The sequence below is a fragment of the Albimonas sp. genome (assembly GCF_055129145.1).
In genome coordinates, this window is the sequence record NZ_JBSRTQ010000075.1 from 1 (window position 1) to 21,954 (window position 21,954).

A 21,954-nucleotide genomic window follows, 5' to 3' on the forward strand; every position below is an offset into this window, starting at 1 on the left:
CCTGTCCCGCGCCCGGGCGGTCGACACCACCGGGGCCGGCGACGCCTTCGCCGCCGCCTTCGCGGTGGCGCTGGCCGAGGGCGCGGACCCGGTCGCCGCCGCCCGCTTCGCCTGCGTGGCGGCCGGGATCTCGGTCACCCGGCACGGCGCCTCCGACGCCATGGCCCGGCGGGCGGAGGTCGAGGCGCGTGCGACCCTCGCCTGAGCGCCGCGGGCCTGCTGGCGCGTCTTCGCCTGCCCTGCGAGGAAGCCGCCGGCGGCATGGCCGAAACATCGCGCCGCCCCTCCGCCCAGGTCGGCCGGCCCGCGCCCGACTCCGGTCCCGATCATCCCGACGCTCCCTCGCCCCCCTGACCGGTCTGGCATCCCCCCGCGCCCGCCCCCTATAGTCCCCGGACGTCGGGTCGCCCGGTGGCCGCGGCGGTCACCGACCCGGCGCAAGGAAGGACCCCCCGCGATGCTGGCCTGGCGCGACCGCAAGACCGAGATCGTGGAGTCCCGCGACGCGGACCGTCGTCGGCTCGAGCCCCCCCACGCCGCCTATTACCGGCCCCGCCCCGGGATCGGCGGCGCGCTGGACATGATCGCGGGGGCGCGCAGCGACTTCCTCTCGATCTGGCGGGAATCCGACCATGTGGCGAAGGTCGACCAGAAGCGCCTCTTCGGCCGCCAGATCGTGCTGGTCAACGATCCCGACGCCATCCGCCACGTCGTCGCCAAGCGCCATGACAATTACGAACGCAAAAGCCCGCAGATGCGCCGGGCGCTGGAACGCCTGATCGGCGACGGCCTGTTCATCTCGGACGGCGCCACCTGGCGCAGCCGCCGGCCGCTGGTCTCCGACATCGTGCACAAGAACCGGGTCCCCGCCTTCGGCGACGTGATGAGCCGCACCGCGCAGGAGACGGCGGCCCGCTGGCAGGCGCTGGGCGAGGGGGCGGAGGTCAACGTCCTGTCGGAAATGGCCGCCCTGACCGCCGAGATCATCTCCCGCGCCGTCTTCGGCAACGACCTCGGTCCGGACCAGGCCCGCGAGGTGACCGAGGGCTTCACCGCCTATCAATCCATGGTCGACCAGATCAACATCGGCTACTTCCTCGGCTTCGACGAGGGCCTGCCGGTGCTGCCGACGCCGGCGCTGCGCCGCGCGGTGCGCCGGGTGCATTCGGTGATCGACCGGGTGATCGAGGATCACCTGGCGGGCGAGGGCGACGACGCCTCGATGCTCGACCTTCTCATCCGCCGCCAGAAGCGCAACCCCGAGCTCGGGCTCGACGTGGTGGCGCTGCGCAACGAAGCGGCGACGATCTTCATGGCGGGGCATGAGACCACCGCCTCCACCCTCACCTGGACCTGGTTCCTGCTGTCGCGCGCGCCGTGGATCGAGGCCCGCGTCCATGCCGAAATCGCCGAGGTCTGCGGCGACCGCCCGCCGACCCTCGAGGACGTGCCGCGCCTCGACCTCTGCCGGGCGGTGATCGAGGAGACGCTGCGCCTCTACCCGCCCGTGCCGATCCTCGCCCGTCAGGCGAAGGAGGCCGACCGGATCGGGGATGTGGAGGTGGAGAAGGCGGCGCTGATCCTGATCGTGCCGTGGCTGCTGCATCGCAGCCAGGGGCTGCACAAGGACCCGCACCTGTTCCGCCCGCGCCGGTTCCTCGGCGACAGTCGGCCCGCGCCCTACAGCTACATCCCTTTCTCCGCCGGCCCGCGGCTCTGCCCCGGGCTGCAATTCGGGCTGAACGAGTCGGTGCTCTGCCTCGCCGCCCTCGCCCAGCGGTTCCGGGTGAAGGTGGCCGACGACCGCCAGGTGGTCCCGGTCTGCCGCCTGACCATCCGCCCGAAGGGAGGGTTGCCCGCGACCCTGCACGCGCGATGACCGAGGCCGCCCCCCGGCCCGTCCGCGCCGAACGCCGCAAGCCCTGGACCTACGTGCCCGAACCCCGGCCCGGCCTCGCCGATCTCTTCGCCGGGGGGGAGGGGCGCGCGCGCTTCTGGAAAGGCTGGGTGCGCGACGGTCTCGGCGACGCCTTCGACATCGGGATGCATTTCGCGCTGAAGCTCGCGCCGATGGACGCGTGCTCCGACTTCGGGGCCGCATTGTCGCGCCGGGTGATGTATCGCCGCCGCAAAGGCCGGCTGCAGGCGATGCGCGCCAATCTGCGCCGGATCCGGCCGGAGCTGGACGAGGCGGGGCGCGAGGAGATCGTGCGCCTCAATGTCGAGTCGCAGGGCCGGCAGCTGGTGGAATACGCGCATGTGACCGCGCTCGCCCGACATCCCGACCGGCTCGTGGTGCATGGATTGGAGCATCTGACCGACGCGCTGGGGCAAGGCCGGGTGATCCTGATGGGGCCGCATGTCTCCAACTGGGAACTGCTGGCGGTGGCGCTGAGCCCCCATGCGGATCTCGCGCTGATCCATGTGCCGCCCAGACGCCGCGGCCGGCGCTGGATCGCGGACCGGGTGCGGCGCAAGGCCGGGTTCCGCCTGTTCACGCCGGGCCGGCTCGGGACCCGCGACATCCTGCGGTCGCTCACGGGGGGCGACGTGCTGGCGGTGTTCTGCGACGAGGCGTTCGAAAACGAGATCCGCGGCCCGCTTTTCGGCCGTCCGCCCCATGCGGAGGGCAATTACGCCACGGTCGCCCGGCTCGCCCGAAAGACCGGGGCGCGGATCTGCCCCTGGCACATCCGCCGGCGCGACGACGGCTTCCGCTTCGACCTGCATATCCGGCCGGCGATCGCGCTGCCGCCGGAGACGGTCCGCGGCGCCCGCCTGCTCGACGACGTGGCGCTGCTCGACGCGGCGCTGGCGCCGCTGGTGCGGGACAATGTCGACCAGTGGTATTTTCTCGACAACCACCTGCCCGGTGGGGCCGGGAAGGGGAAAGGGAAGGGAGGCGGGGGCCGGCGCGGGCCGAAGCGCGCGCCGGCGCAGGGCGCCTAGGCGGCCCCGGCGTCGACCGCGCGGAACAGCTTTCCGCGCTCGGTCACCAGGGTCGCGCCCAGGCCCATCAGCCCGTAGACCGCGAAGCCGATGCAGAGCGGCAGCGCCGTGCCGTCGAAGCTCTGCCCCACGATCCAGCCCAGGAACGCCGCGATGCCGGTGGTCACCGCGCCCACGAAGGACGAGGCGGTGCCCGCGATCCGGCCCATCGGCTCCATCGCCAGCGCGTTGAGATTGGGCATGATGAAGCCGAAGCAGAACAGCTGCCCCATCATCAGCCCCAGAAACAGCCACAGCGGCAGCGGCCCCACCCCGACTTCGAGCGCCAGATGCAGCGCCGCGACCGCGGCGAAGCCGAAGAGCGCCGTATGCCCCATCCGCCGCATCCCCACCCGCATCACCATGCGGCTGTTGATCACCGCCGCCGCAGCCAGCGCCGCCGCGACCACGCCGAACAGCAGCGGGAAGCTCGCGCCCACGTCATAGGTCACCACGAAGATCTGCTGGGCCGAGTTCACATAGCTCATCATCCCCCCGAAGACCGAGCCGACGGCGAGCGTGTAGCCCAGCGTCTGGCGGGTGGTGAGCGTCTGACGGAAGGCGGCGAGCAGCCATTTCACCGACATCGGCTCGCGCAGTTCGGGAGGGCGGGTCTCGGACAGGCGCAGGGTGGTCCAGATCAGGATCGCAGCGGAGACGATGCCGAGAAACCCGAAGATCGCGTGCCAGTCGCCCAGCAGCAGGATGCCCGAGCCGATGGCCGGCGCGATGGCAGGCACGATGATGAAGACGATCATCACGAAGGACATCACCTCGGCCATGCGCCGGCCGCCATAGACGTCGCGGATCACCGCCACGGCGATGACGCGGGGCGCGGCGTTGGCCACGCCCTGCACGAAGCGCGCGGCGAGCAGGTTCTCGAAGCTGCCGGCCATCATGCACCAGAAGGACGCGGCGGCGTAGAGCACCAGGCCGAAGCCCAGCACCGCCTTGCGCCCGTAGCGGTCCGAGAGCGGGCCGTAGAACAATTGCCCGGCGCCGAAGCCGAGCACGTAGAGCGTGACGACCAGCTGCTGGCTGTTGACGTCGCCGACGGCGTATTCTTCGCGGATCAGCGGCAGCGCCGGCAGCATCACGTCGATGCTGAGCGCGGTCAGCGCCATCATGCTGGCCATCAGGCCGACGAATTCGGGAAAGCCCGGAACGCGGCGCGCCGGCGGAACGGTGTCGGTGGGGGTCATGGATCTGCCTGCGGTCCGGGGGTCGCCGGAGCGTAACTGCAAAATGTTAAGGAGAACATAGCATCGCCGACGACGAGCGCCAGTCCGTCCGCAGGCTTTCATGCTGCGCCGCAGCGCCGCGGGATCGCGCGCCCCCCCCCGGTACGGGTGGGGGCGCGCGGCCGGTCAGTCGACCGTCACCACCACCTTGCCGGTGGCCCCGCGGCTGGCGAGCAGCGCGATGGCCTCGCCCGCCTTCTCCAGGGGGAAGCGGGCCGAAATCTCGGGCTTCAGCTTGCCGGCGGCGTGCCAGGCGAACAGCTCCGCCAGTTCGGCCTGGTAAAGCTCCGGCTCCTTGCGGGTGAACGCGCCCCAGAAGACGCCGCGGATGTCGCAGCCCTTGAGCAGCGTCAGGTTCAGCGGCGGGTTGGGAATGCCCGACGGGAAGCCCACCACCAGATAGCGACCCTTCCAGGCGATGGAGCGCAGCGCCGGCTCGCAATAGGCGCCGCCGACCGGATCATAGATGGCGTCGGCCCCGTTCTCGCCGCAGGCCGCCTTGAACTTTTCGGCCAGCGCCTTGGAGCTGGCGCGGTCGGTCGGGGCCTGCCCGTAGTTGACCAGCACGTCGGCGCCATGGGCCTTGGCCACCGCCAGCTTCTCGTCCGAGGACGCCGCCGCGACGACGCGCGCGCCCATCGCCTTGCCGATCTCGACGGCGGCGAGCCCCACGCCCCCGGCGGCGCCGAGCACCAGCAGGGTCTCGCCGGGCTTCAGCTCGGCCCGGTGGACCAGCGCGTGATGCGAGGTGCCGTAGGTCATCAGGAAGGCCGAGGCCTCGTCGAAGGGCATGGTGTCGGGCATCGGCGCGCAGCGGTCGGCGTCGACGCAGATCTTGCCGCACATCGCGCCCCAGCCGGACATGGCGATGGCGCGCTGGCCGACCGCGAAGCCAGTCACGCCCTCGCCCAGCGCGTCCACGACGCCCGACAGCTCCGCGCCCGGTGCGAAGGGCCGGTCGGGTTTGAACTGGTACTTGTCCTCGATGATCAGCACGTCGGGATAGTTGACGCCGATCGCCTTGACCGCGATGCGGACCTGGCCGGGGCCAGGGGTCGGCTCGGGGATGTCGGCGAGCTCGAGGGTTTCGGGCCCGCCCGGGGTCCGGCTCAGCAGGGCTTTCATGGTCTGGGGTCTCCTCCTGGGGGTCGGGTCCGGCGGGCGGCGGCGAAGGCTCGCCTCTCGCCCGCAGTCCCGGACCTCGGCGTCGTCGGGGGGGTCTCCCGCCCGCGGCGCCTGTTGCATTGGTCGTGTCGTCGTCGGGCCGGGCGGCCGTCCCGGCCGTCCCGGTCGTCGCGACGGACGGGCGCCAGATTGATCAGGCTCGGCCGGCATCACAAGGCCCTGCGGGCGGAAAAGTCTTGCGCCGAGGCCCGCCCGCGCCCGTCGCCGCCTGGCGTCACGCCGCCCCCGCCGCGCGGGCGGACGGCCGCCACGCGCGGGACGGCCGTCGCGCGGCGCGCGCGGGACGCGCGCCTCACTCGGCCTGAAGCGCCTTCATCCAGCCGATCAGACCCGCGGTGGAGCCGTCCTTGCCATCCGTCGAGGCCTCGCCCGTCACCATCGGCTCGAGCGCCTTGGCCAGCGTCTTGCCCAGCTCCACCCCCCACTGGTCGTAGCTGTTCACCCCCCAGATCGCGCCTTCCACGAACACCCGATGCTCGTAAAGCGCCACCAACCGGCCCAGCGTGTAGGGGTCGAGCCGGCGGTACATCAGCAGGGTCGAGGGGCGGTCGCCGGAGAAGGCGCGGTGGGGCGCGAGGCGCCTCGCCTCCGCCTCCGGCACGCCGTCGGCGACCATCATGTCATGGGCGGCCTGCTCGGTCCGTCCGGCCATCAGCGCCTCGGACTGGGCGAGGCAGTTGGCCAGCAGCAGCGCGTGGTGATGCGCCAGCTCCGGCTCCCACCCCGTCGCGGCCACAAGGAATTCCACCGGGATCACGCTCGTGCCCTGGTGGAGCAGCTGGAAGAAGGCGTGCTGCCCGTTGGTCCCCGGCTCCCCCCACACCACGGGCCCGGTTTCGCCCGGCAGCCCGTCGCGCAGCCGCGCGGTCTTGCCGTTCGATTCCATGTCGAGCTGCTGGAGATAGGCCGGCAGCCGTTCCAGCCGCTGGTCGTAGGGGATCACGGCGCGCGAGCCGAGGCCGAGCGCCGAGCGGTGCCAGACCCCCGCCGCGGCCAGCAGCACCGGCAGGTTCCTGGCCAGCGGCGCGGTGCGGAAATGCGCGTCCATCGCGCGGCCGCCATCCAGAAACGCCTCGAAATCCGTGCGCCCGATGGCGATCATCAGGCTGAGCCCGATCGAGGACCAGACCGAATACCGCCCCCCCACCCAGTCCCAGAACCCGAAGGCGCGGGCGGGGTCGATGCCGAAGGCCTCGACCTTGTCGAGCGCGGTGGAGATCGCCGCGAAATGCCCCCCCGCCGCCTCGCCGACGCCGTCGCGCATCCAGCGCATCGCGGTGTCGGCGTTGGTCATCGTCTCGATGGTGGCGAAGGTCTTGGAGGCGATCAGCACCAGCGTTCGGGCCGGATCCAGCGCCTTGAGCACGTCATGCGCGTGGGCGCCGTCGACATTGGAGATGAAATGGCAGCGTGGCCCGTCATGCACCGGGGCCATGGCGCGCACCGCCATCACCGGGCCCAGATCCGAGCCGCCGATGCCGATATTCACCACATCGGTGAACCGGCCGCCGTCGGCGGCGGCGTAGGCGCCGGATCGGACGGCTTCGGCGAAATCGAGGGCGCGGGCGCGGGTCTCCAGCACGTCGGGCATCACGTCGACGCCTTCGGCCGCGAAGACGTCGCCGGGGCGGGCGCGGAGCGCCACGTGCAGCACCGGGCGGCCCTCGGTGGCGTTGATCGGTTCGCCCGCGAACATCGCGTCGCGAAGGGGCTCGATCCCGGCGGCGCGGGCGAGGTCGATCAGCGCGTCCAGCGCTCCGGCGTCGAGCCCGGTCTTCGACAGGTCGAGCAGCATGTCCTCGGCCTTCGCCGATAGATGCTCGAACCGCTCGGGGTCGGTGTCGAACAGGTCGGCGATCCGGCGGCCGGCGAGCCGGTCGCGGGCGGTTTCCACGGATTTCCAGGCGGCGGCGATGGGTTGGGGCGTCACGTCGGCTCCGTCGATGTCGGCGCACAGCACCTCCACCGGCGCGAGGCGCTGGCGAAGGATGGCGCGGATGGGCATCTCCTCCACCGGACCGGGGCCGAGCGCGCGGGCGAAGGTGCGCGCCTTGGTCCGTCCGGAGAAGAGCAGCAGGATGCGCCGCGCCTGAAGGATCGCGGCGAGGGTCAGGGTGATGCGCGTGCCGGGCAGGCCGGGCGCGCGCATGGGAATCAGCAGCGCCCGGCCGTTGGGGTCGAGCGCTTCGGCGAGGCGATCGGCGCCGGGGAAGAACGAGGCCACATGCCCGTCCGGCCCCATGCCCAGCACCACCAGGTCGAAGGGACGGGCGAGCGGGCGCAGCACGGCCTCGGCCGCGGCGCAGCCCGCCTCCACGGAGGCGGCGGAGGAATAGAGCGGCGCGAACCGCGCGCCCCGGGCGCCGCCGTCGTAGAACAGGGTCAGGTCGAGCAGGTTCTTGTTGGACCGGGGGTCTGAGGCCGGGGCCCACAGGTCGTCGACCAGCGTGACCGAGACCCGCGGCCAGTCGATCCGGGCCTTCGACAGCTTGGTGTAGGCGCGCTGCGGCGTGCCCCCGCCCGACAGCGCGGCGACGGCGCGTCCGCGGGCCTTGAGCGCGCCCTGCAGAAGCTCGGCGATGCGGTCGGCGGCGGCGTCGGCGAGCTCGTCCGCGTCGTTGTAGCGGCGCAGCTCGTAGAGCGGCCGGGCCGCAGGTGGGGCGGCGGCGTCGGCGTCGCTCATGCCCGGGTCCCGTGACGGCGGGACGGTCGCGGTCGTCTCGGCGCGCGCGGGGCGCGCCCGGCGCCTGCGGCGATCCGGACTTGCATGGGCGGGTTCCCCTTCCCTGGTGACCCCCGGGCCGTCGCCGCGCTCGGCGCCGTTCCCGGCCAACACTTTCGGCCCCATGCCGCGGCGCGTCAACAGCGCGCCCCGGGGCGCGACCACAACAGCGCGCCCCGGGGCGCGACCACGCGAACATGTCCCCGCGCGCGGGGCCGCGAAAGCGAGGGGAACCGGCCGCCCGACCGCCCGCCGCGCCGCGGCGGAACCCGGTCCCCGCCCCTCCCGCCGCACGGCGCGACGGGAAAACGCCTTGACCTCCCCTTCACGGCCCTGTCAAAGGCGCGCAACTTCCGACATGCGCGCCCAAGGCAAAGAGGTCCATCGATGGACGACAACAAGAACATGATCATCGCCGCGGCGCTGAGCTTCGTGGTGATCGCGGTCTGGTTCGTCCTGTTCCCACCTGCGCCCACCGTGGCTCCGCCCGCCCAGCAGATCGAGCAGAACGTCGCAGGGGCCCCGCAGGCCGGCGCGCCCTCCGGTCTCGCGCCCGGGACGCCGGATTCGCTGGGAACCGGCGCGCCGGTCAGCCGCGAGGCCGCGCTCGCCGCCGCCCCCCGCGCCCAGATCCTCAGCCAGCGGGTCAAGGGCTCGCTGTCGCTGCGCGGCGGCCGGATCGACGACCTCAGCCTCGAGGACTACCAGGAGACGATGGCGCCCGATTCGCCGGACGTCACCCTGCTGTCGCCGCTGGGCACCGCGCATCCGTTCTACGCGGTCTACGGCTGGCTGCCGACCGCCGAGACCCCGGTCGCCACCCCCGGCCCCAACACCGACTGGACGATCGAGAACGGCGAGGTCCTGACGCCCTCCACGCCGCTGACCCTGCGCTGGGACAATGGCGAGGGGCAGATCTTCCGCCGCGTGATGTCGCTCGACGAGAACTACATGTTCACCGTCGAGCAGACCGTGGAGAACACCGGCGAGACCGCGGTCAGCCTCGCCCCCTACGGCTACGTCGCCCGGCGCGGCGAGCCGGAGACGGTGAACTTCTACATCCTCCACGAAGGCGCCATCGCCAAGTTCGACGGCGTGCTGGAGGAATACAGCTACAAGGACATGAAGAAGTTCGAGACTCCGGCCGGGGCCGGCGAAATGGTCAAGACCGACCAGGTCGCCGAGGCCGGCTGGCTCGGTTTCACCGACAAATACTGGATGGCGACGCTGATCCCGACCGTGGGCCAGCCCTTCGACGCCACCTTCCGCTATGTCGCGCGCCAGGACGGGCCGGAATACCGCACCGAGATGCGGCTGCCGACCATGACCGTCGCCCCCGGCGCCACCGCGACCAGCCAGACCAAGCTGTTCGCCGGCGCCAAGGAATACCGCACCATCGAGGCCTATGAGGACGCGGGCGTGCCGCGCTTCATCGACGCCATCGACTGGGGCTGGTTCTTCTTCCTCACCAAGCCCTTCGCGCAGCTGCTGCTGTTCTACGAAGGCCTGATCGGCAACATGGGCTGGGCGATCATCGCCATGACCCTGTCGGTGAAGATCGTGCTCTTCCCGCTCGCCTACAAATCCTATGTGGCGATGTCGAAGATGAAGAAGCTGCAGCCCGAGATGGAGAAGATCAAGGAGCGGGTCGGCGACGACAAGATGAAGATGCAGCAGGAGGTGATGGCCCTCTACAAGCGCGAGAAGGCCAATCCCGCCGCCGGCTGCCTGCCGATCATCCTTCAGATTCCGATCTTCTTCTCGCTCTACAAGGTGCTGTTCGTGACGCTCGAGATGCGCCACGCGCCGTTCATCCTGTGGATCCGCGACATGTCGGCGCCCGATCCGACCTCGGTGCTGAACCTCTTCGGACTGCTGCCCTTCGCGGCGCCGGATCACTCGTCGATGCTGGGGATCCTCTCGATCGGCGTGTTCCCGATCCTGCTCGGCATCACCATGTGGCTGCAGCAGAAGCTGAACCCGGCCCCCACCGACAAGACCCAGGCGATGATCTTCGCCTGGATGCCGTGGGTGTTCATGTTCATGCTGGGCCAGTTCGCGGTCGGGCTGGTGATCTACTGGGTGGCGAACAACATCATCACCTTCACCCAGCAATACCTGATCATGCGCAGCCAGGGCGTGAAGGTGGATGTGCTGGGCAATGTGACCAGCAGCCTGAAGTTCAAGCGCAAGAAGACCTGACCGAAGTTTTCGGGATGCGATGCGAAAAGGGCGGCCCGGGGATCCGGGCCGCCCTTTTCATTGGGATCTCAGGGCGGGCGGCCCGGGCGGGCGATGCCGTGCGTCAGCGCGGCGAGTCCCGTCCCGGCCGCGCCACGCCCTTCAGCTCATCTCGGTCTTCGAGCCCGGCGGCGGGTTCACCCCGAAGATGTTGAGCGTCATCGAGACCAGGCAGTAATAGCCCACGATCCCCACCACATCGACCACCGCCTCCTCGCCGATCGCCGCCACCAGGCGGGCGTAGGTGGCATCCGAAACCGTCCTCGTCTCCTGCGACTCCTTCACGAAGGCGTGCACGGCGGCCTCGTCCTCGCGCTCGAAGGGCGGGTCGCGGCGGTCGCGGATGGCGTCGAGGATCGTCTCGCAGATCCCCGCCTTCAGGGCCATCGGCTTGTGGGCGTACCACTCGAACTCCGCGTTCCAGGCCCGCGCCGTGGTGCAGATCGCCAGCTCCGACAGGCGGGTCGGCAGGCTGGTTTCGAACCGGCAGTAGCGGCCCAGCGCCTGGGCGCTCTCGGCCAGATCCGGGCGCAGCAGCCACACGCCCATCGGGCCGCGCACCCCCTTGCGGGGGCCGGCCACCAGCGCGTCGCGCACTTCGCGCTGGCGCGGCGTCATCGTCGCTTCGGTCGGCAGCTTGATCCGGGCGGCGCCGTCGGCGGACGGGTCGGTGGCCGGCGCATAGGCGGGGGCGGGCACGTCTGACATGATCTCTCCTCCAGAGGCCGGAAGCGCTGCTATGGCTCCCTTATCAAGTCATGACCCTAGGGCGCCGCGCCGCGCATGGAAATGCCCCGCCGACGCGGTTATGGTGGCGCCCGCGCGACCCCCTCGCCCTTTCCGCGCGCCCTCCCGGAGACCGCCCCATGCCGTCCGACGCTTTCGGCGCCACGCTCAGCGCCATTCACCGCCATCCGGTCAAGGCGCTGGGGGCCGAGATCCTGCCCGCCATCGCCCTCGCCCCCGGCCAGACCCTTCCCGGCGACCGCGCCTGGGCGCTGGCGCACGAAAAGTCGCGCTTCGATTTCGACGCCCCCGCCTGGACCCGCTGCACCACCTTCCTGCGCGGCGCGACCTTCCCCGGCCTGATGGCCGTCTCCGTCGTCGCCGCCGATGATGGCGCGATCACCTTCCGCCATCCCGAGGCTGGAGAGATCACCGCCGACCCCGCCGCGCCCGAGGGCGAAGCCGCGCTCATCGCCTGGGTCGACCGGCTGATCCCCGAAGGCGCCCCGCGCCCGGCCCGCCTCGCCCCCTGCCCCGACCGCGGCATGACCGACAACCCGAATCCCTGGATCTCGATCCTGTCCGACGCCTCGCTGGCCGAGATCTCTGACCGCGCCGGCGTCGCGCCGGACCGTCGCCGTTTCCGCGGCAATCTGTGGATCGAGGGCGCCGCGCCCTGGGCCGAGTTCGACCTGGTCGGCCGCGACATCCGCCTTGGCGACGCCACCCTGCGCATCCACGCGCGGATCGAGCGATGCTCGGCCACCATGGCCAACCCAGAGACCGGGCTGCAGGACACGGACATGCTGGGCGCGCTCGAATCAGGCTGCGGCCACAAGGATTTCGGCGTCTTCGCCGAGGTGATCGCCGGCGCCCCCATCGCGCTGGGCGACCGGCTGGAGGCCGCGGCATGAGCGCCCCCATCGCACCGAAGGGCGTCCAGTTCACCGTCAATTCCGACCTCGAGCCGAGCCTGGAGGAGGAGGGTCGCCTGCTCTTCGCCGGCGAGGTCGACTTCATCCTCTCGGCCCCCGAGCTCAAGCACCTGCCTCCCGCGGATCGCACCGAGATCTGCTTCGCCGGGCGCTCCAATGTCGGGAAATCGTCGCTGATCAACGCGCTGACCGGGCGCAAGGCGCTGGCGCGGGCGTCGAACACGCCGGGCCGCACGCAATCGCTGAACTTCTTCGCGGTGGGCGAGCGGCTGATGATGGTCGACCTGCCCGGCTACGGCTACGCCGAGGCCCCCAAACCCATCGTCGAGGCCTGGCAGCGCACGCTCAAGGGCTATCTGGCGGGCCGGACCACGCTGCGCCGGGTGTTCCTGCTGATCGACGGCCGCCATGGGCCCAAGGACGTGGACCACGAGATCATGGACCTGCTCGACCGCTCGGCCGTGCCGTTCCAGGTGGTGCTGACCAAGGCCGACAAGCTGAAGGCGGCGGAGATGCGCAGGATCGAGGAGGCCACCAAGGCCGCTCTCGCCCGCCATGCCGCGGCTTTCCCGGAGATCCTGACCACTTCGTCCGAAAAATACGAGGGGCTGGAGCGGGTGCGCGCCTCCGCGGCGTCTCTGCTCAGGGACTGACGGAGGGCGCCGGGGCCTTCTCCTCGATCCGGCGCAAGTCGGCCGGAGGGGTCAGGCGACGCGCGGCGGCGTGACAGGGCCGCCACCGCGCGAAGACGGGATTTGATCGGGCCGTGGGCGGGGACCGCCGGCCCGAACCGCCCTCGCCTGACGACGTGCCGGCGAGAGCTCCCGCAGCGCCGGCGAAACGCGCCGGCGCCCCCTTCGACGGGCCCCTGATCGGGACCGGCGGTCGAAGGTGACGAGGCGCGCCGCATCCCCGTCTCGCGGGGGCGCGACGCGCGATGGTCTGGGTCAGATCACCGGGGCGATGGGCATCGCGCCGTAATGGTCGTTGATGCCCTTGCGATAGCCTTCGTCGTCCCAGCGCGGATCCCCGGCGCTGGCTTCGGGCGCGCCCTCGAGCTGGTCGAGGGTGACCGCGACCCGGTAGCCGTCGAGGCGCTCGTCATAGGCGAGCGAGGTCCAGGGCAGCGGGTGAAGCCGCTCGCCGATGCCGAGGAAGCCGCCGAAGCTGATCACGGCGTAGCTGATGCGGCCGGCGCGCTTGTCGATCATCAGGTGGTCGACATGGCCGATCTTCTCGTCGTCGGCCCCGTAGACCCGCGTCCCGTCCACCTTGGCGGAGGAGATCAGGCTGACGGTCTCGTCGTTCTCGAGCTCGCGGTCGGTCATGGTGGCGTTCTGCGTCATGTTCATGGGTCGTCTCCTGTGGGCGCCTCTGCGGGGCGCGTCCGATGGTTGCCCCTTGCCTACCAACGTGGTGGCGGATCGCGGACTTGGAAGGGGCGGCGCCGCTTCGCCGCCAAATGACCCAGATCCGGGCGCCGCGCGCCGACGTCACACGGACGCGAAGATCGCGCCGCGCCGCATGGCGACCCTTGGCGCCCCCCGCCCCCGGGCGGTAAGGAGGCCGGCCGGAGCGCTTGCGCGCTCGACCCTGCGCGCGCGTCAAACCGCTCGCCCCGCCCGGATGGGAGACGCCGATGAAACGCGACTGGATCGCCACCGCCCGCACGCTCAGCGAGGCCCTGCCCTATCTGCAGCGCTATGACGGCGCCCGCGTCGTGGTGAAGTTCGGCGGTCACGCCATGGGCGACGCCCCGGCGCTGGAGCGGTTCGCGCGCGACATCGTGCTGATGAAGCAGTGCAACGTGCATCCCATCGTGGTGCATGGCGGCGGCCCGCAGATCGAGCAGATGCTCAAGCGCCTCGCCATCCAGTCGAATTTCGTCGACGGGCTGCGGGTGACCGACGAGGCCACCGTGGAGGTGGTCGAGATGGTGCTGGCCGGGCGGATCAACAAGGCGATCGTGACCGCGCTGAACCGCCAGGGCGGCAAGGCGGTGGGGCTGTCGGGCAAGGACGCGGATCTGATGATCTGCGAAAAGACCATGAAGACCACGCGCGACCCCGATTCGATGATCGAGAAGGTGCTGGATCTGGGCTTCGTCGGCACGCCGACCAAGATCAATCCGGGGCTGCTGGAGACGTTCATCGCCTCCGACTACATCCCGGTCATCGCGCCGGTGGGCGTGGGGACCAAGGGCGAGACCTTCAACGTCAACGGCGACACCGCCGCGGGCGCCATCGCGGGGGCGATGAAGGCCGAGCGGCTGCTGCTGCTGACCGACGTGGCGGGCGTGAAGGGCGAGAACGGCGAGGTGATGGCCGACATCACCAAGGATCGGGCCGAGGCGCTGATCGCGTCGGGCGTGATCTCGGGCGGGATGATCCCCAAGTGCCGCACGGCGCTCGACGCCATCGAGGCGGGGGTGGACGCGGTGGTGATTCTCGATGGCCGCCAGCCGCATGCCTGCCTGCTGGAGCTGTTCACCTCGCATGGCGCCGGGACCATGATAACCGCCCGCTGACCGCCGCCAGGCTGGAAAGCCGCGCGACGACCGTCGCGCCGACGGCCCCGTACCGCCCGCGCGGCGGGGGACCGGCGGCGTGGGTTGCGCCGCCGACCGGTTTTCGCGTCACGCGCGGGGCCCGGCGTCATGCGATCCAGGGTCGTGCGATCCGGCGTCGCGCATGCCGGCGCCGCAAGATCCCGCGTCGCGCCATCGGGCGTCGCGCAGACGGGTTCCGCGCAAGCAGGCGACGCGCCGATCCCGCAGGCCGCGCCGGCGGCCGGAGATGCGGAAACGCCCGGAACGGGCGCCGTCTGCTGACGCCACCCTGTCAGCAGGCCCGGCCCATGATCCTCCGAGCGCCGGCGGCCCTCCGCCCCCGGCGCCCCGACCGACTGAAATCACCTCCCCCGGACGCGCCGTCGGCGCGCCCGGGGTCGCCGCTTCCGCGGCCCGTTCCGGAGACCCGCCATGCCCCGCATCATCGACCTGATGGAATACCGCGCCCGCGACGGCGTCACCGACGAGGAGATCGAGCGCGGCGCAGCCGAGGTCGACGCCTGGGCGCGCCGTCAGGACGGGTTCCTCGGCCGCATCCGCTGCAAGCGCCGGGACGGGCGCTGGATCGACGCGCTGATCTGGCGCGACGGCCCCTCGGCGCAGGCGGCGGGGGCGGGGTTCTCGGCGCTGATCCACTGGGCGGAAGCCGAAGCGGTGGAGCATATCCTTCCTGGCAGCTTCATCCGTCGCCGCGTGGCGCTGCCGGGGGAGCCGGAGACGCTGTCGGTGGACCTGATGCGCATGCTGGGCGGCGCGGCCGACCCGGTCCGCGCCGCCTGAGCGCTCGCCCCCTGTCTCGCGCGACCTGTCTCAGGCGCCCTGCCTCACGCCCCGTGTCCCACGCGCCCTGCCGCCGAACGCCCGACGCGCCCGCGCCATTCTCACCGCGGACCGTCCTTCCCCCCCCCCGATCCCGTCCTGTCCGTCACATGCCCCTCCTCGAAAAAATCGGGCTTCCGCCGCGACGCTCCTGACGGCAGGCTGTCAGCAGGGAGGGCGCAGGGTGTCCATGTCCCCGGTTGGCGGGGGCGGCCCGCAGGGGCCAGATATGGGAGCGCCGAAATGTCCGATATCCTCAGCCACATGGAATACCGCCTCGAAGGCGACGTCAGCGACGCCGCGCTCGTCGCCGCTTCCGCGCCCATCGACGCCTGGGCCGCCGCCCGCCCCGGCTTCCGCTATCGCTGCGTCGCCCGACACGCGGACGGGCGGGTGGTCGACCTGCTGTTCTGGGCCGACCGGGCCAGCAAGGACGCGGCCGACGCCGACTTCCGCCCCTCGGGCTGCGGGTCCGCCCTGCTGTCGATGATGGTCGAAGGCAGCTACAAGGTCGACGTCGCCCCGGTGCTGAGCGCCTGCATGGGCGGACCCGACGCTTCCGCGAAGGCGGCCTGAGCCGCGAATGCGCCGGGCCGACCGCCTGTTCGAGCTGGTCACCCTGCTCCGCGGCCGCCGCATGGCGGTCACGGGGCGGGAGCTCGCTCAGGCGCTCGAGGTCAGCCTGCGCACGGTCTATCGCGATGTCGCGGATCTTCAGGCCCAGGGCGTGCCGATCGACGGCGAGGCGGGGGTGGGCTACCGGCTCTCCCCCGGCTTCGACCTGCCCCCGGTGATGTTCGACCGCCAGGAGGTGATGGCCCTGCTGGTCGGGGCGAGGATGGTGGAGGCGTTCACCGACCCGATCCTCGCCTCCGCCGCGCGCAAGGCCGTGGCGAAGATCCGCGCCATCCTCGACGACCCGGCGCTCGCCGCCGCCGACGAGCTGCCCTACCGCGCTCCGGTCCTGCCGACGGACGCCGCGCTGCGCGAGCGTCACCAGCGGATCCGGGAGGCGTGCGAGGCGCGTGCCAAACTGCTGCTGGGCTATCGGGACGCGGCGGGCGCGGCCTCGGCCAGGGTTGTCTGGCCGCTGGGCCTGATGGCCTGGACCGGGCGCTGGACCCTGCTCGCGTGGTGCGAACGGCGCGAGGCCTACCGCAACTTCCGCTTCGACCGCATCGCCCATATGCGCGTGCTGGAAAAGCGATTCCCGGCGATGCCGGACCGCAGTCTGAAGCACTACCTCGCGCATCTGGATCACGGGCCGCATTAGCCCGACCGGGGGCGGCGGGTTCGCACCCGCCCTACGCAACGCCGCCCCGTCCCGCTTGAGCCTGCGGGGTTTCCGCATTACCCAAAGCGCCGACGCAGACGCCTTCGGGGGGCCCATGGACCATTTTCTCTACCGCAACGGCGCCCTCCATGCCGAGGACGTGCCGGTGGCCGACATCGTCGCCGCCGTCGGCTCGCCGGTCTACATCTACTCGTCCGCGACGCTGGAGCGGCATTACCGCGTGTTCGACGAGGCCCTGGCCGGGACCGACCACTTCATCGCCTATGCGGTGAAGGCCAACGGCAACCTCGCGGTGCTGAAGACGCTGGGCGATCTCGGCGCCGGCATGGACGTGGTGTCGGAAGGCGAGTTCCGCCGGGCGCTCGCCGCCGGCGTGCCGGGCGAGCGGGTGGTGTTCTCGGGCGTCGGCAAGACCGCGGACGAGCTGCGCTTCGCGCTCGCGAACAACGTCCGCCAGATCAACGTGGAAAGCGCCGAGGAGCTGGAGGCGCTCTCCGCCGTCGCCGTCTCCATGGGGGTCGCCGCCCCGATCGCGCTGCGCGTCAACCCCGACGTGGACGCGAAGACCCATGCCAAGATCGCGACCGGCAAGTCGGAGAACAAGTTCGGCATCCCGATTTCGCGGGCGCGGGAGGTCTACGCCCGCGCCGCCGCCCTGCCGGGGATCGAGGTCATCGGGCTCGACGTGCATATCGGCTCGCAGCTCACCGACCTCGCGCCCTTCGAGGCGGCCTTCGCCAAGGTGGCGGAGCTGACCGAGACCCTGCGCGCCGACGGCCACGCCATCCGGCGGCTGGACCTCGGCGGCGGGCTCGGCATTCCCTATCAGGCCACCAACGAGGCCCCGCCCCTGCCCTTCGACTACGGCGCCGTCATCAAGCGCACCGTCGGGCATCTGGGCTGCGAGATCGAGATCGAGCCCGGCCGCCTGATCGCGGGCAATGCCGGGATCCTGGTCAGCGAGGTCATCTATCGCAAGCAGGGCGAGGGCCGGGTGTTCCTGGTGGTCGACGCCGCGATGAACGACCTGATCCGGCCGGCGATGTACGACGCCTGGCACGACATCGTGCCGGTGATCGAGCCCGCACCGGGCGAGGAGAAGGCCGAAGTCGACGTGGTCGGTCCGATCTGCGAGACCGGCGACACCTTCGCCCGCGGCCGCGCCCTGCCGCCGGTCGCCCCGGGCGAATTGGTCGCGTTCCGATCCGCAGGCGCTTATGGCGCGTCAATGTCTTCGGAATACAATGGACGTCCGTTGATCCCGGAAGTGCTGGTCCGCGGCGATCAATTCGCCGTGGTCCGGGCGAGACCCTCGTATGAAGCGATGCTCGCCCGCGATAGCATCCCGGACTGGAACGGCTGAAGTCCGGGTCCGCGCGAAGCGCGACCGCCCGGGCCCGCCGCATCGTCTCCGCCCCGAGCCCCGGGGCGGCGAAGGTCGCGGCGGCGAGACGCGGAGGGCCGGCGCATGTCCGACGAATCGCATCCCGCAGGGGCCGCCCCGGGCGAACCCAGACGTGACTCCTCCGCCGATTCGGCTGGCGACTTCGCCCGCATGGCCAGGGCCGAGACGCGAATCGCGGCGGAGACCAGGCGCGCCTTGCGCGCGATGTGGCTCGAACGGCTGACGCTGGCGATCTGGCCGGCCTGGGCGGTGATCGCGGCCTTCGCGGGCCTGGCGCTCGCCGGCGGGTTCGAGGCGATGCCGCATGGCGCCCATGTCGCGGCGCTGGCGGGATTCGCCGCGGCGCTGGCGGGCGCGGTCTGGTGGGGCCTGCGCGGCTTCGTGCGCCCCGATCAGGCCCAGGCCCGGCGGTCGCTGGAAATCGAGACCCCCGACCACCCCATCGCCGCGCTGGACGACACGCTCGCCATCGGCCGCGCCGACGCCGGCGCCCGCGCGGTATGGGAGACGCATCGCCGCCGCATGGCCGAACGCGCCGGCCTGCTGCGCGCCCGCGCCCCCGAATTCCGGGTCTCGCATCGCGACCCGCTGGCCTTCCGCCTGACCGCGCTGATTCTGCTGATCTTCGGCCTGCTCGCCGCCGCCGGGACCGGGGGCGGGCGCATTGTGCAGGCCTTCGACCCCGGCGCCGGCGCCTCCGGCCCCGGCGTCATCGCCCCGACGGTGGAGGCCTGGGCCGCGCCCCCCGCCTATACCGACGCCCCGATGATCTACCTGACCGAGCGGTTGGGGGAGACGATCGCCCTGCCCGCCGGCTCGCGCGTGTCGCTGCGGGTCTACAACGCCCCCGCGCAGCCGGTGCTGACCCAGGGCGTCGGCGACCCGGCCGCCGCGCTGACCCCCTTCGGCGACGCCGCCTGGGACTTCCAGGTGGAGGCGACCGGCTCCGGCCCCCTCGAAGTGACGCTGGGGGGGGAGACGCTGGCCTCGTGGACGCTCACCGTCATCGACGACGCGCCCCCGGCCATCGCCTTCGATCATGAGACCGAACCCGCGATCTCCGCCGCCGAAACCGGCGCGCTGCAGGTGCGGTTCTCGGCCGAGGACGACCATGGGCTGACCGCGGGCTGGGCGGTGATCACGCTCGATCTCGGCCGGCTGGGGGCGCATTCCGGCATGTTGCCGCCGCCTCCCGGCCTTGGCGAGCCGATGGAAGTCGAGCTGCCGCTGCCGCTGACCGGCTCGGCGAAATCGGTGCGCGAGGCGCTGATCGAGGATCTGACCGAGCATCCCTGGGCAGGCCTCCCGGTGACCATCGCGCTGCATGCCGAGGACGCGTCGGGCCAGCAGGCGACCACCGCGGCGATCCCCGTGCTGCTGCCCGCCCGCCCGTTCTACGACCCGATGGCGCGGGCCCTGGTGGAGGAACGGCGGGCGATGGCCTGGAGCCTCTCCAACCTCTTCCCCGCCCGCCAGCGCCTGCGCGCGATCACCGCCTTCCCCGACCGATATTTCGACGGCGCCGCCGGGCCTTACCTGCTGATCCGCACCGCCATGCGCCGGCTGGATTACGCGCTGGAGGCCGGAACCTCGGCCGAGGCCTCATCCGAGGTCATGGACATGCTGTGGCGCGCCGCCCTGATGCTGGAGGAAGGCGACGTCAACTCCGCCGCCGAACGCCTGCGCCAGGCCAAGGAGCGTCTGTCCGAAGCGCTGGAGCGGGGGGCGGACGAGGACGAGATCGCCCGCCTGATGGACGAGATGCGACAGGCGATGAACGAATATCTGCGCGAAATGGCGCGCCAGGCGATGGAGAATCTCGACCAGCTCGACCAGCAGGGCGAGCAGCGCGGCCGGCAGATGCAGAGCCAGGACCTGCAGGAGATGCTCGACGAGATCGAGCGGATGGCCCGCGACGGCGACCCCGAGACCGCCCAGCAGATGCTCGAACGCCTCGCCCAGATGCTGCAGAACCTGCAGATGCAGGCCCAGCGCGGCCAGGACGGGCAGAGCGGCGAGGGCGAGCAGACGCTGGACGAGCTCAACGACATGCTCCGCCAGCAGCAGGATCTCGCGGATCGCTCCTTCGAGGAGATGCAGCGCCGTCAGGGCCAGGGCCAGCCCGGCGGCGAAGGCCAGCAGGGTCAGCCGGGCCAGCCCGGTCAGCAGGGCCAGCCCGGCGGGCCGGGCGGGCGACAGCTCGGCGATCAGGGCCGGTCCGAGCAGGGCATGCCCGGCCAGGGCGGGCGCCAGCCGGGCGGGCTCGGCTCCGAAGCCCAGCGGCAGGAGGCGCTGCGCCAGCTGCTCGACGACCTGCGCCAGCAGCTGCCCGGCGGGCTGTCGCCCGAAGCCGAGCAGGCGCTGCGCGACGCCGACCGCTCGATGGACGAGGCCCGCGGCGCGCTGGAGGGCGATCAGCCCGGCGAGGCGCTCGACGATCAGGTGCGGGCGATGGAGAACCTGCGCGAGGGAGCGCGGCAGCTCGGCCAGGCGATGCGCCAGCAGGCCCAGCAGGGCCAGGGCGACCGGGCCGGCCAGGGCGACCCCAACGCGGCGGACGAGGGGCGAGACCCGCTCGGCCGTCCCACCGCGAATCGCGGGGCGCTGGAAGGGTCGGACACCGAGGTCCCGGGCCAGGAGGCGCTGAAGCGGGCGCGCGAGCTGCTCGACGAGATCCGCCGCCGCTCCGGCGACCGCACCCGGCCGGAGGTGGAGCTGGACTATTTGAGGCGTTTGCTCGAGCGCTTCTGACCGGGCGATTTCGGCGGCGGGCGGAATTATCCGGCGCCCGTTCCGGGCAAGCCAATGTCTCCGGCCGCAAGCGGCCTTCGGGATCAGGGACGCAGGCGCCGGGCGCCGAAGAAACCCCGCGGGATGCCGCGGGGTTTTTCATTTCGGCGGACCCGAGAGGTCGGGGGGCCGAGGCGTCCGCGGCCGCCCCGCCGCTTCGACGTCAGATCTTGCTGGTCAGCTCTTCGATCTTGAGCTTCGCCTGCGCGGCCACCCGTTCCACGCTCGCCCGCGCGCGGTCCACCATCTGCACATAGGACGCCGCATAGGGCTCGGCCTGCGGGACCATCGCCACCACCTTGCCCGGCTGCAGATAGGCGAAGGCGAGCCCGCCCGACACGATCAGCGCCAGCACGAAGCCGAGGACGAAACCGCCGCCGCCGCGGGACTGGCGCGCGGGCGTCTCGTCGCGGGCGCGCAGCTCGGCGGACAGGCGCTCGGCGTCGATGGAGGCCGGGCGCCGCTGGGCCGGACGCTCGCGCAGCGCCGGCAGCGGGTCGAGCCCGGCCTGCTCGGCCTCAAGCTCCCTGGCCGCAGGGGCCGGAGCGGAGGCGGGCGCGGGGGCGAACAGAGGCTCATGCGCCGTCGCGGGCTCGGCCGGCTCGGGCTCGCGCAGACTCGACAGGCTCTCGGCCGCGGCCTCCATCCCCGGCATGCGCGAGGCGGCGGGGTCGAACGCGGTCAGCTCCGGACCGGGCTGGAACCATTGCTCGCCGCAGGCGCTGCACTCGACGCGGCGTCCGCCGGCGCCCAGCGACTCGTCCGGGGCGTCGTAGACGGCCGTGCAGGAGGGGCAGGTCACGCGCATGAGCAGATCCTTCGGCGGCGCCGCAGGCCGCGCCGGGCGCGGGAGGCGGCGGCGCGGACGAAGACATGCGGATTGTCTTAACGCGCCGATGCGTCCCGGCCAAGGGCTGCGCGCCGGTCGGGGGGCGCCTGCGGCCCTCGCCCGCAGGAACCCGCAGCCGAACGCCCCGGCCCCCGCCCCGTCCCCGCACGCGCCCACGTAGCCCCGCGCCGCGGGAGGCCGGACGCAGCG

18 protein-coding genes and 1 pseudogene are annotated in these 21,954 nt (G+C 72.0%); 12 read left to right on the top strand and 7 right to left on the bottom strand.

What is annotated here, in order from left to right; translation table 11 throughout:
• The 3 genes from ACTB72_RS12850 to ACTB72_RS12860 all read left to right on the top strand — a co-directional run.
• Positions 1–205: PfkB family carbohydrate kinase (locus ACTB72_RS12850; RefSeq protein WP_463037394.1), on the top strand; the 205-nt coding region annotated here is incomplete at its 5' end.
• A gap of 252 nt (positions 206–457) precedes the next feature.
• The gene (locus ACTB72_RS12855; protein ID WP_463037395.1) at positions 458–1,879 is read left to right on the top strand and encodes a cytochrome P450; all 1,422 of its coding nucleotides are present in this window, start codon (positions 458–460) and stop codon (positions 1,877–1,879) included.
• Entirely contained in the window at positions 1,876–2,949 is a 1,074-nt protein-coding gene (locus tag ACTB72_RS12860) for a lysophospholipid acyltransferase family protein (protein ID WP_463037396.1), read from the top strand. Before ACTB72_RS12855 ends, ACTB72_RS12860 begins: the two co-directional genes overlap by 4 nt.
• Here the strand turns inward: ACTB72_RS12860 and ACTB72_RS12865 are convergent.
• From ACTB72_RS12865 to pgl, 4 genes and pseudogenes are all read right to left on the bottom strand, one after another.
• The gene (locus ACTB72_RS12865; protein WP_463037397.1) at positions 2,946–4,190 is read right to left on the bottom strand and encodes a multidrug effflux MFS transporter; all 1,245 of its coding nucleotides are present in this window, start codon (positions 4,188–4,190) and stop codon (positions 2,946–2,948) included. The two genes, ACTB72_RS12860 and ACTB72_RS12865, sit on opposite strands and share 4 nt — an antisense overlap.
• A 165-nt stretch (positions 4,191–4,355) precedes the next feature.
• On the bottom strand, positions 4,356–5,354 hold the full coding sequence (locus tag ACTB72_RS12870) for an NADPH:quinone oxidoreductase family protein (protein ID WP_463037398.1): 999 nt from the start codon (positions 5,352–5,354) through the stop codon (positions 4,356–4,358).
• Positions 5,355–5,706: 352 nt separating this feature from the next.
• Positions 5,707–7,329, bottom strand: a complete 1,623-nt coding sequence (gene pgi, locus ACTB72_RS12875) for a glucose-6-phosphate isomerase (RefSeq protein WP_463037411.1) — start codon at positions 7,327–7,329, stop codon at positions 5,707–5,709.
• A 75-nt stretch (positions 7,330–7,404) separates the two neighbouring features.
• A pseudogene (gene pgl / locus ACTB72_RS12880) lies at positions 7,405–8,262 on the bottom strand (6-phosphogluconolactonase); the annotation flags it as partial.
• A gap of 261 nt (positions 8,263–8,523) precedes the next feature.
• Here pgl and yidC point away from each other — a divergent pair.
• Positions 8,524–10,338: a membrane protein insertase YidC gene (gene yidC / locus ACTB72_RS12885; RefSeq protein WP_463037399.1), complete on the top strand. Its 1,815-nt coding sequence runs from the start codon at positions 8,524–8,526 to the stop codon at positions 10,336–10,338.
• A gap of 141 nt (positions 10,339–10,479) precedes the next feature.
• Here yidC and ACTB72_RS12890 read toward each other — a convergent pair whose 3' ends face one another.
• Positions 10,480–11,085 (bottom strand): carboxymuconolactone decarboxylase family protein, encoded by a 606-nt coding sequence (locus ACTB72_RS12890; protein ID WP_463037400.1) that lies wholly within the window; start codon positions 11,083–11,085, stop codon positions 10,480–10,482.
• A gap of 158 nt (positions 11,086–11,243) precedes the next feature.
• Between ACTB72_RS12890 and ACTB72_RS12895 the strand changes: the two genes are divergently transcribed.
• Together ACTB72_RS12895 and yihA are read left to right on the top strand one after the other, a co-directional pair.
• Positions 11,244–12,017 carry an MOSC domain-containing protein gene (locus ACTB72_RS12895; RefSeq protein WP_463037401.1) on the top strand — a complete coding sequence of 258 codons (774 nt, stop codon included), beginning with the start codon at positions 11,244–11,246 and terminating at the stop codon, positions 12,015–12,017.
• Positions 12,014–12,691 carry a ribosome biogenesis GTP-binding protein YihA/YsxC gene (yihA, locus tag ACTB72_RS12900; RefSeq protein WP_463037402.1) on the top strand — a complete coding sequence of 226 codons (678 nt, stop codon included), beginning with the start codon at positions 12,014–12,016 and terminating at the stop codon, positions 12,689–12,691. The genes ACTB72_RS12895 and yihA overlap by 4 nt, the downstream gene beginning before the upstream one ends.
• 294 nt (positions 12,692–12,985) lie before the next feature.
• On the opposite strand, the gene ACTB72_RS12905 is transcribed toward yihA, so the two are convergent.
• Positions 12,986–13,390, bottom strand: a complete 405-nt coding sequence (locus ACTB72_RS12905; protein ID WP_463037403.1) for a PRC-barrel domain-containing protein — start codon at positions 13,388–13,390, stop codon at positions 12,986–12,988.
• 287 nt (positions 13,391–13,677) lie between these two features.
• On the opposite strand from ACTB72_RS12905, the gene argB reads away from it, so the two are divergent.
• The 6 genes from argB (at position 13,678) to ACTB72_RS12935 (ending at position 20,876) form a co-directional block, all read left to right on the top strand.
• Positions 13,678–14,565, top strand: a complete 888-nt coding sequence (gene argB, locus ACTB72_RS12910) for an acetylglutamate kinase (RefSeq protein ID WP_463037404.1) — start codon at positions 13,678–13,680, stop codon at positions 14,563–14,565.
• 453 nt (positions 14,566–15,018) lie between these two features.
• Positions 15,019–15,387, top strand: a complete 369-nt coding sequence (locus ACTB72_RS12915; protein WP_463037405.1) for a hypothetical protein — start codon at positions 15,019–15,021, stop codon at positions 15,385–15,387.
• A 282-nt stretch (positions 15,388–15,669) separates the two neighbouring features.
• Complete coding sequence (locus ACTB72_RS12920; RefSeq protein ID WP_463037406.1) at positions 15,670–16,002, top strand: hypothetical protein; 333 nt, start codon at positions 15,670–15,672, stop codon at positions 16,000–16,002.
• Between the two features lie 7 nt (positions 16,003–16,009).
• Entirely contained in the window at positions 16,010–16,699 is a 690-nt protein-coding gene (locus ACTB72_RS12925; protein ID WP_463037407.1) for a helix-turn-helix transcriptional regulator, read from the top strand.
• A 115-nt stretch (positions 16,700–16,814) separates the two neighbouring features.
• On the top strand, positions 16,815–18,083 hold the full coding sequence (gene lysA, locus ACTB72_RS12930) for a diaminopimelate decarboxylase (RefSeq protein ID WP_463037408.1): 1,269 nt from the start codon (positions 16,815–16,817) through the stop codon (positions 18,081–18,083).
• A 105-nt stretch (positions 18,084–18,188) separates the two neighbouring features.
• Positions 18,189–20,876 carry a TIGR02302 family protein gene (locus tag ACTB72_RS12935; RefSeq protein ID WP_463037409.1) on the top strand — a complete coding sequence of 896 codons (2,688 nt, stop codon included), beginning with the start codon at positions 18,189–18,191 and terminating at the stop codon, positions 20,874–20,876.
• Positions 20,877–21,078: 202 nt separating this feature from the next.
• Here ACTB72_RS12935 and ACTB72_RS12940 read toward each other — a convergent pair whose 3' ends face one another.
• A complete protein-coding gene (locus ACTB72_RS12940) occupies positions 21,079–21,723 on the bottom strand; it encodes a zinc-ribbon domain-containing protein (RefSeq protein ID WP_463037410.1) in 645 nt (214 codons plus the stop codon).
• Between the last annotated feature and the right edge of the window lie 231 nt (positions 21,724–21,954).

Excerpts from the sequence above, each read along its gene's own strand:
- ACTB72_RS12855 (WP_463037395.1), top strand. The coding sequence starts at position 458 with ATGCTGGCCTGGCGCGACCGCAAGACCGAGATCGTGGAGTCCCGCGAC.
- ACTB72_RS12860 (WP_463037396.1), top strand. The coding sequence starts at position 1,876 with ATGACCGAGGCCGCCCCCCGGCCCGTCCGCGCCGAACGCCGCAAGCCC.
- ACTB72_RS12865 (WP_463037397.1), bottom strand. The coding sequence starts at position 4,190 with ATGACCCCCACCGACACCGTTCCGCCGGCGCGCCGCGTTCCGGGCTTT.
- ACTB72_RS12870 (WP_463037398.1), bottom strand. The coding sequence starts at position 5,354 with ATGAAAGCCCTGCTGAGCCGGACCCCGGGCGGGCCCGAAACCCTCGAG.
- yidC (WP_463037399.1), top strand. The coding sequence starts at position 8,524 with ATGGACGACAACAAGAACATGATCATCGCCGCGGCGCTGAGCTTCGTG.
- ACTB72_RS12890 (WP_463037400.1), bottom strand. The coding sequence starts at position 11,085 with ATGTCAGACGTGCCCGCCCCCGCCTATGCGCCGGCCACCGACCCGTCC.
- ACTB72_RS12895 (WP_463037401.1), top strand. The coding sequence starts at position 11,244 with ATGCCGTCCGACGCTTTCGGCGCCACGCTCAGCGCCATTCACCGCCAT.
- yihA (WP_463037402.1), top strand. The coding sequence starts at position 12,014 with ATGAGCGCCCCCATCGCACCGAAGGGCGTCCAGTTCACCGTCAATTCC.
- ACTB72_RS12905 (WP_463037403.1), bottom strand. The coding sequence starts at position 13,390 with ATGAACATGACGCAGAACGCCACCATGACCGACCGCGAGCTCGAGAAC.
- argB (WP_463037404.1), top strand. The coding sequence starts at position 13,678 with ATGAAACGCGACTGGATCGCCACCGCCCGCACGCTCAGCGAGGCCCTG.
- ACTB72_RS12915 (WP_463037405.1), top strand. The coding sequence starts at position 15,019 with ATGCCCCGCATCATCGACCTGATGGAATACCGCGCCCGCGACGGCGTC.
- ACTB72_RS12920 (WP_463037406.1), top strand. The coding sequence starts at position 15,670 with ATGTCCGATATCCTCAGCCACATGGAATACCGCCTCGAAGGCGACGTC.
- ACTB72_RS12925 (WP_463037407.1), top strand. The coding sequence starts at position 16,010 with ATGCGCCGGGCCGACCGCCTGTTCGAGCTGGTCACCCTGCTCCGCGGC.
- lysA (WP_463037408.1), top strand. The coding sequence starts at position 16,815 with ATGGACCATTTTCTCTACCGCAACGGCGCCCTCCATGCCGAGGACGTG.
- ACTB72_RS12935 (WP_463037409.1), top strand. The coding sequence starts at position 18,189 with ATGTCCGACGAATCGCATCCCGCAGGGGCCGCCCCGGGCGAACCCAGA.
- ACTB72_RS12940 (WP_463037410.1), bottom strand. The coding sequence starts at position 21,723 with ATGCGCGTGACCTGCCCCTCCTGCACGGCCGTCTACGACGCCCCGGAC.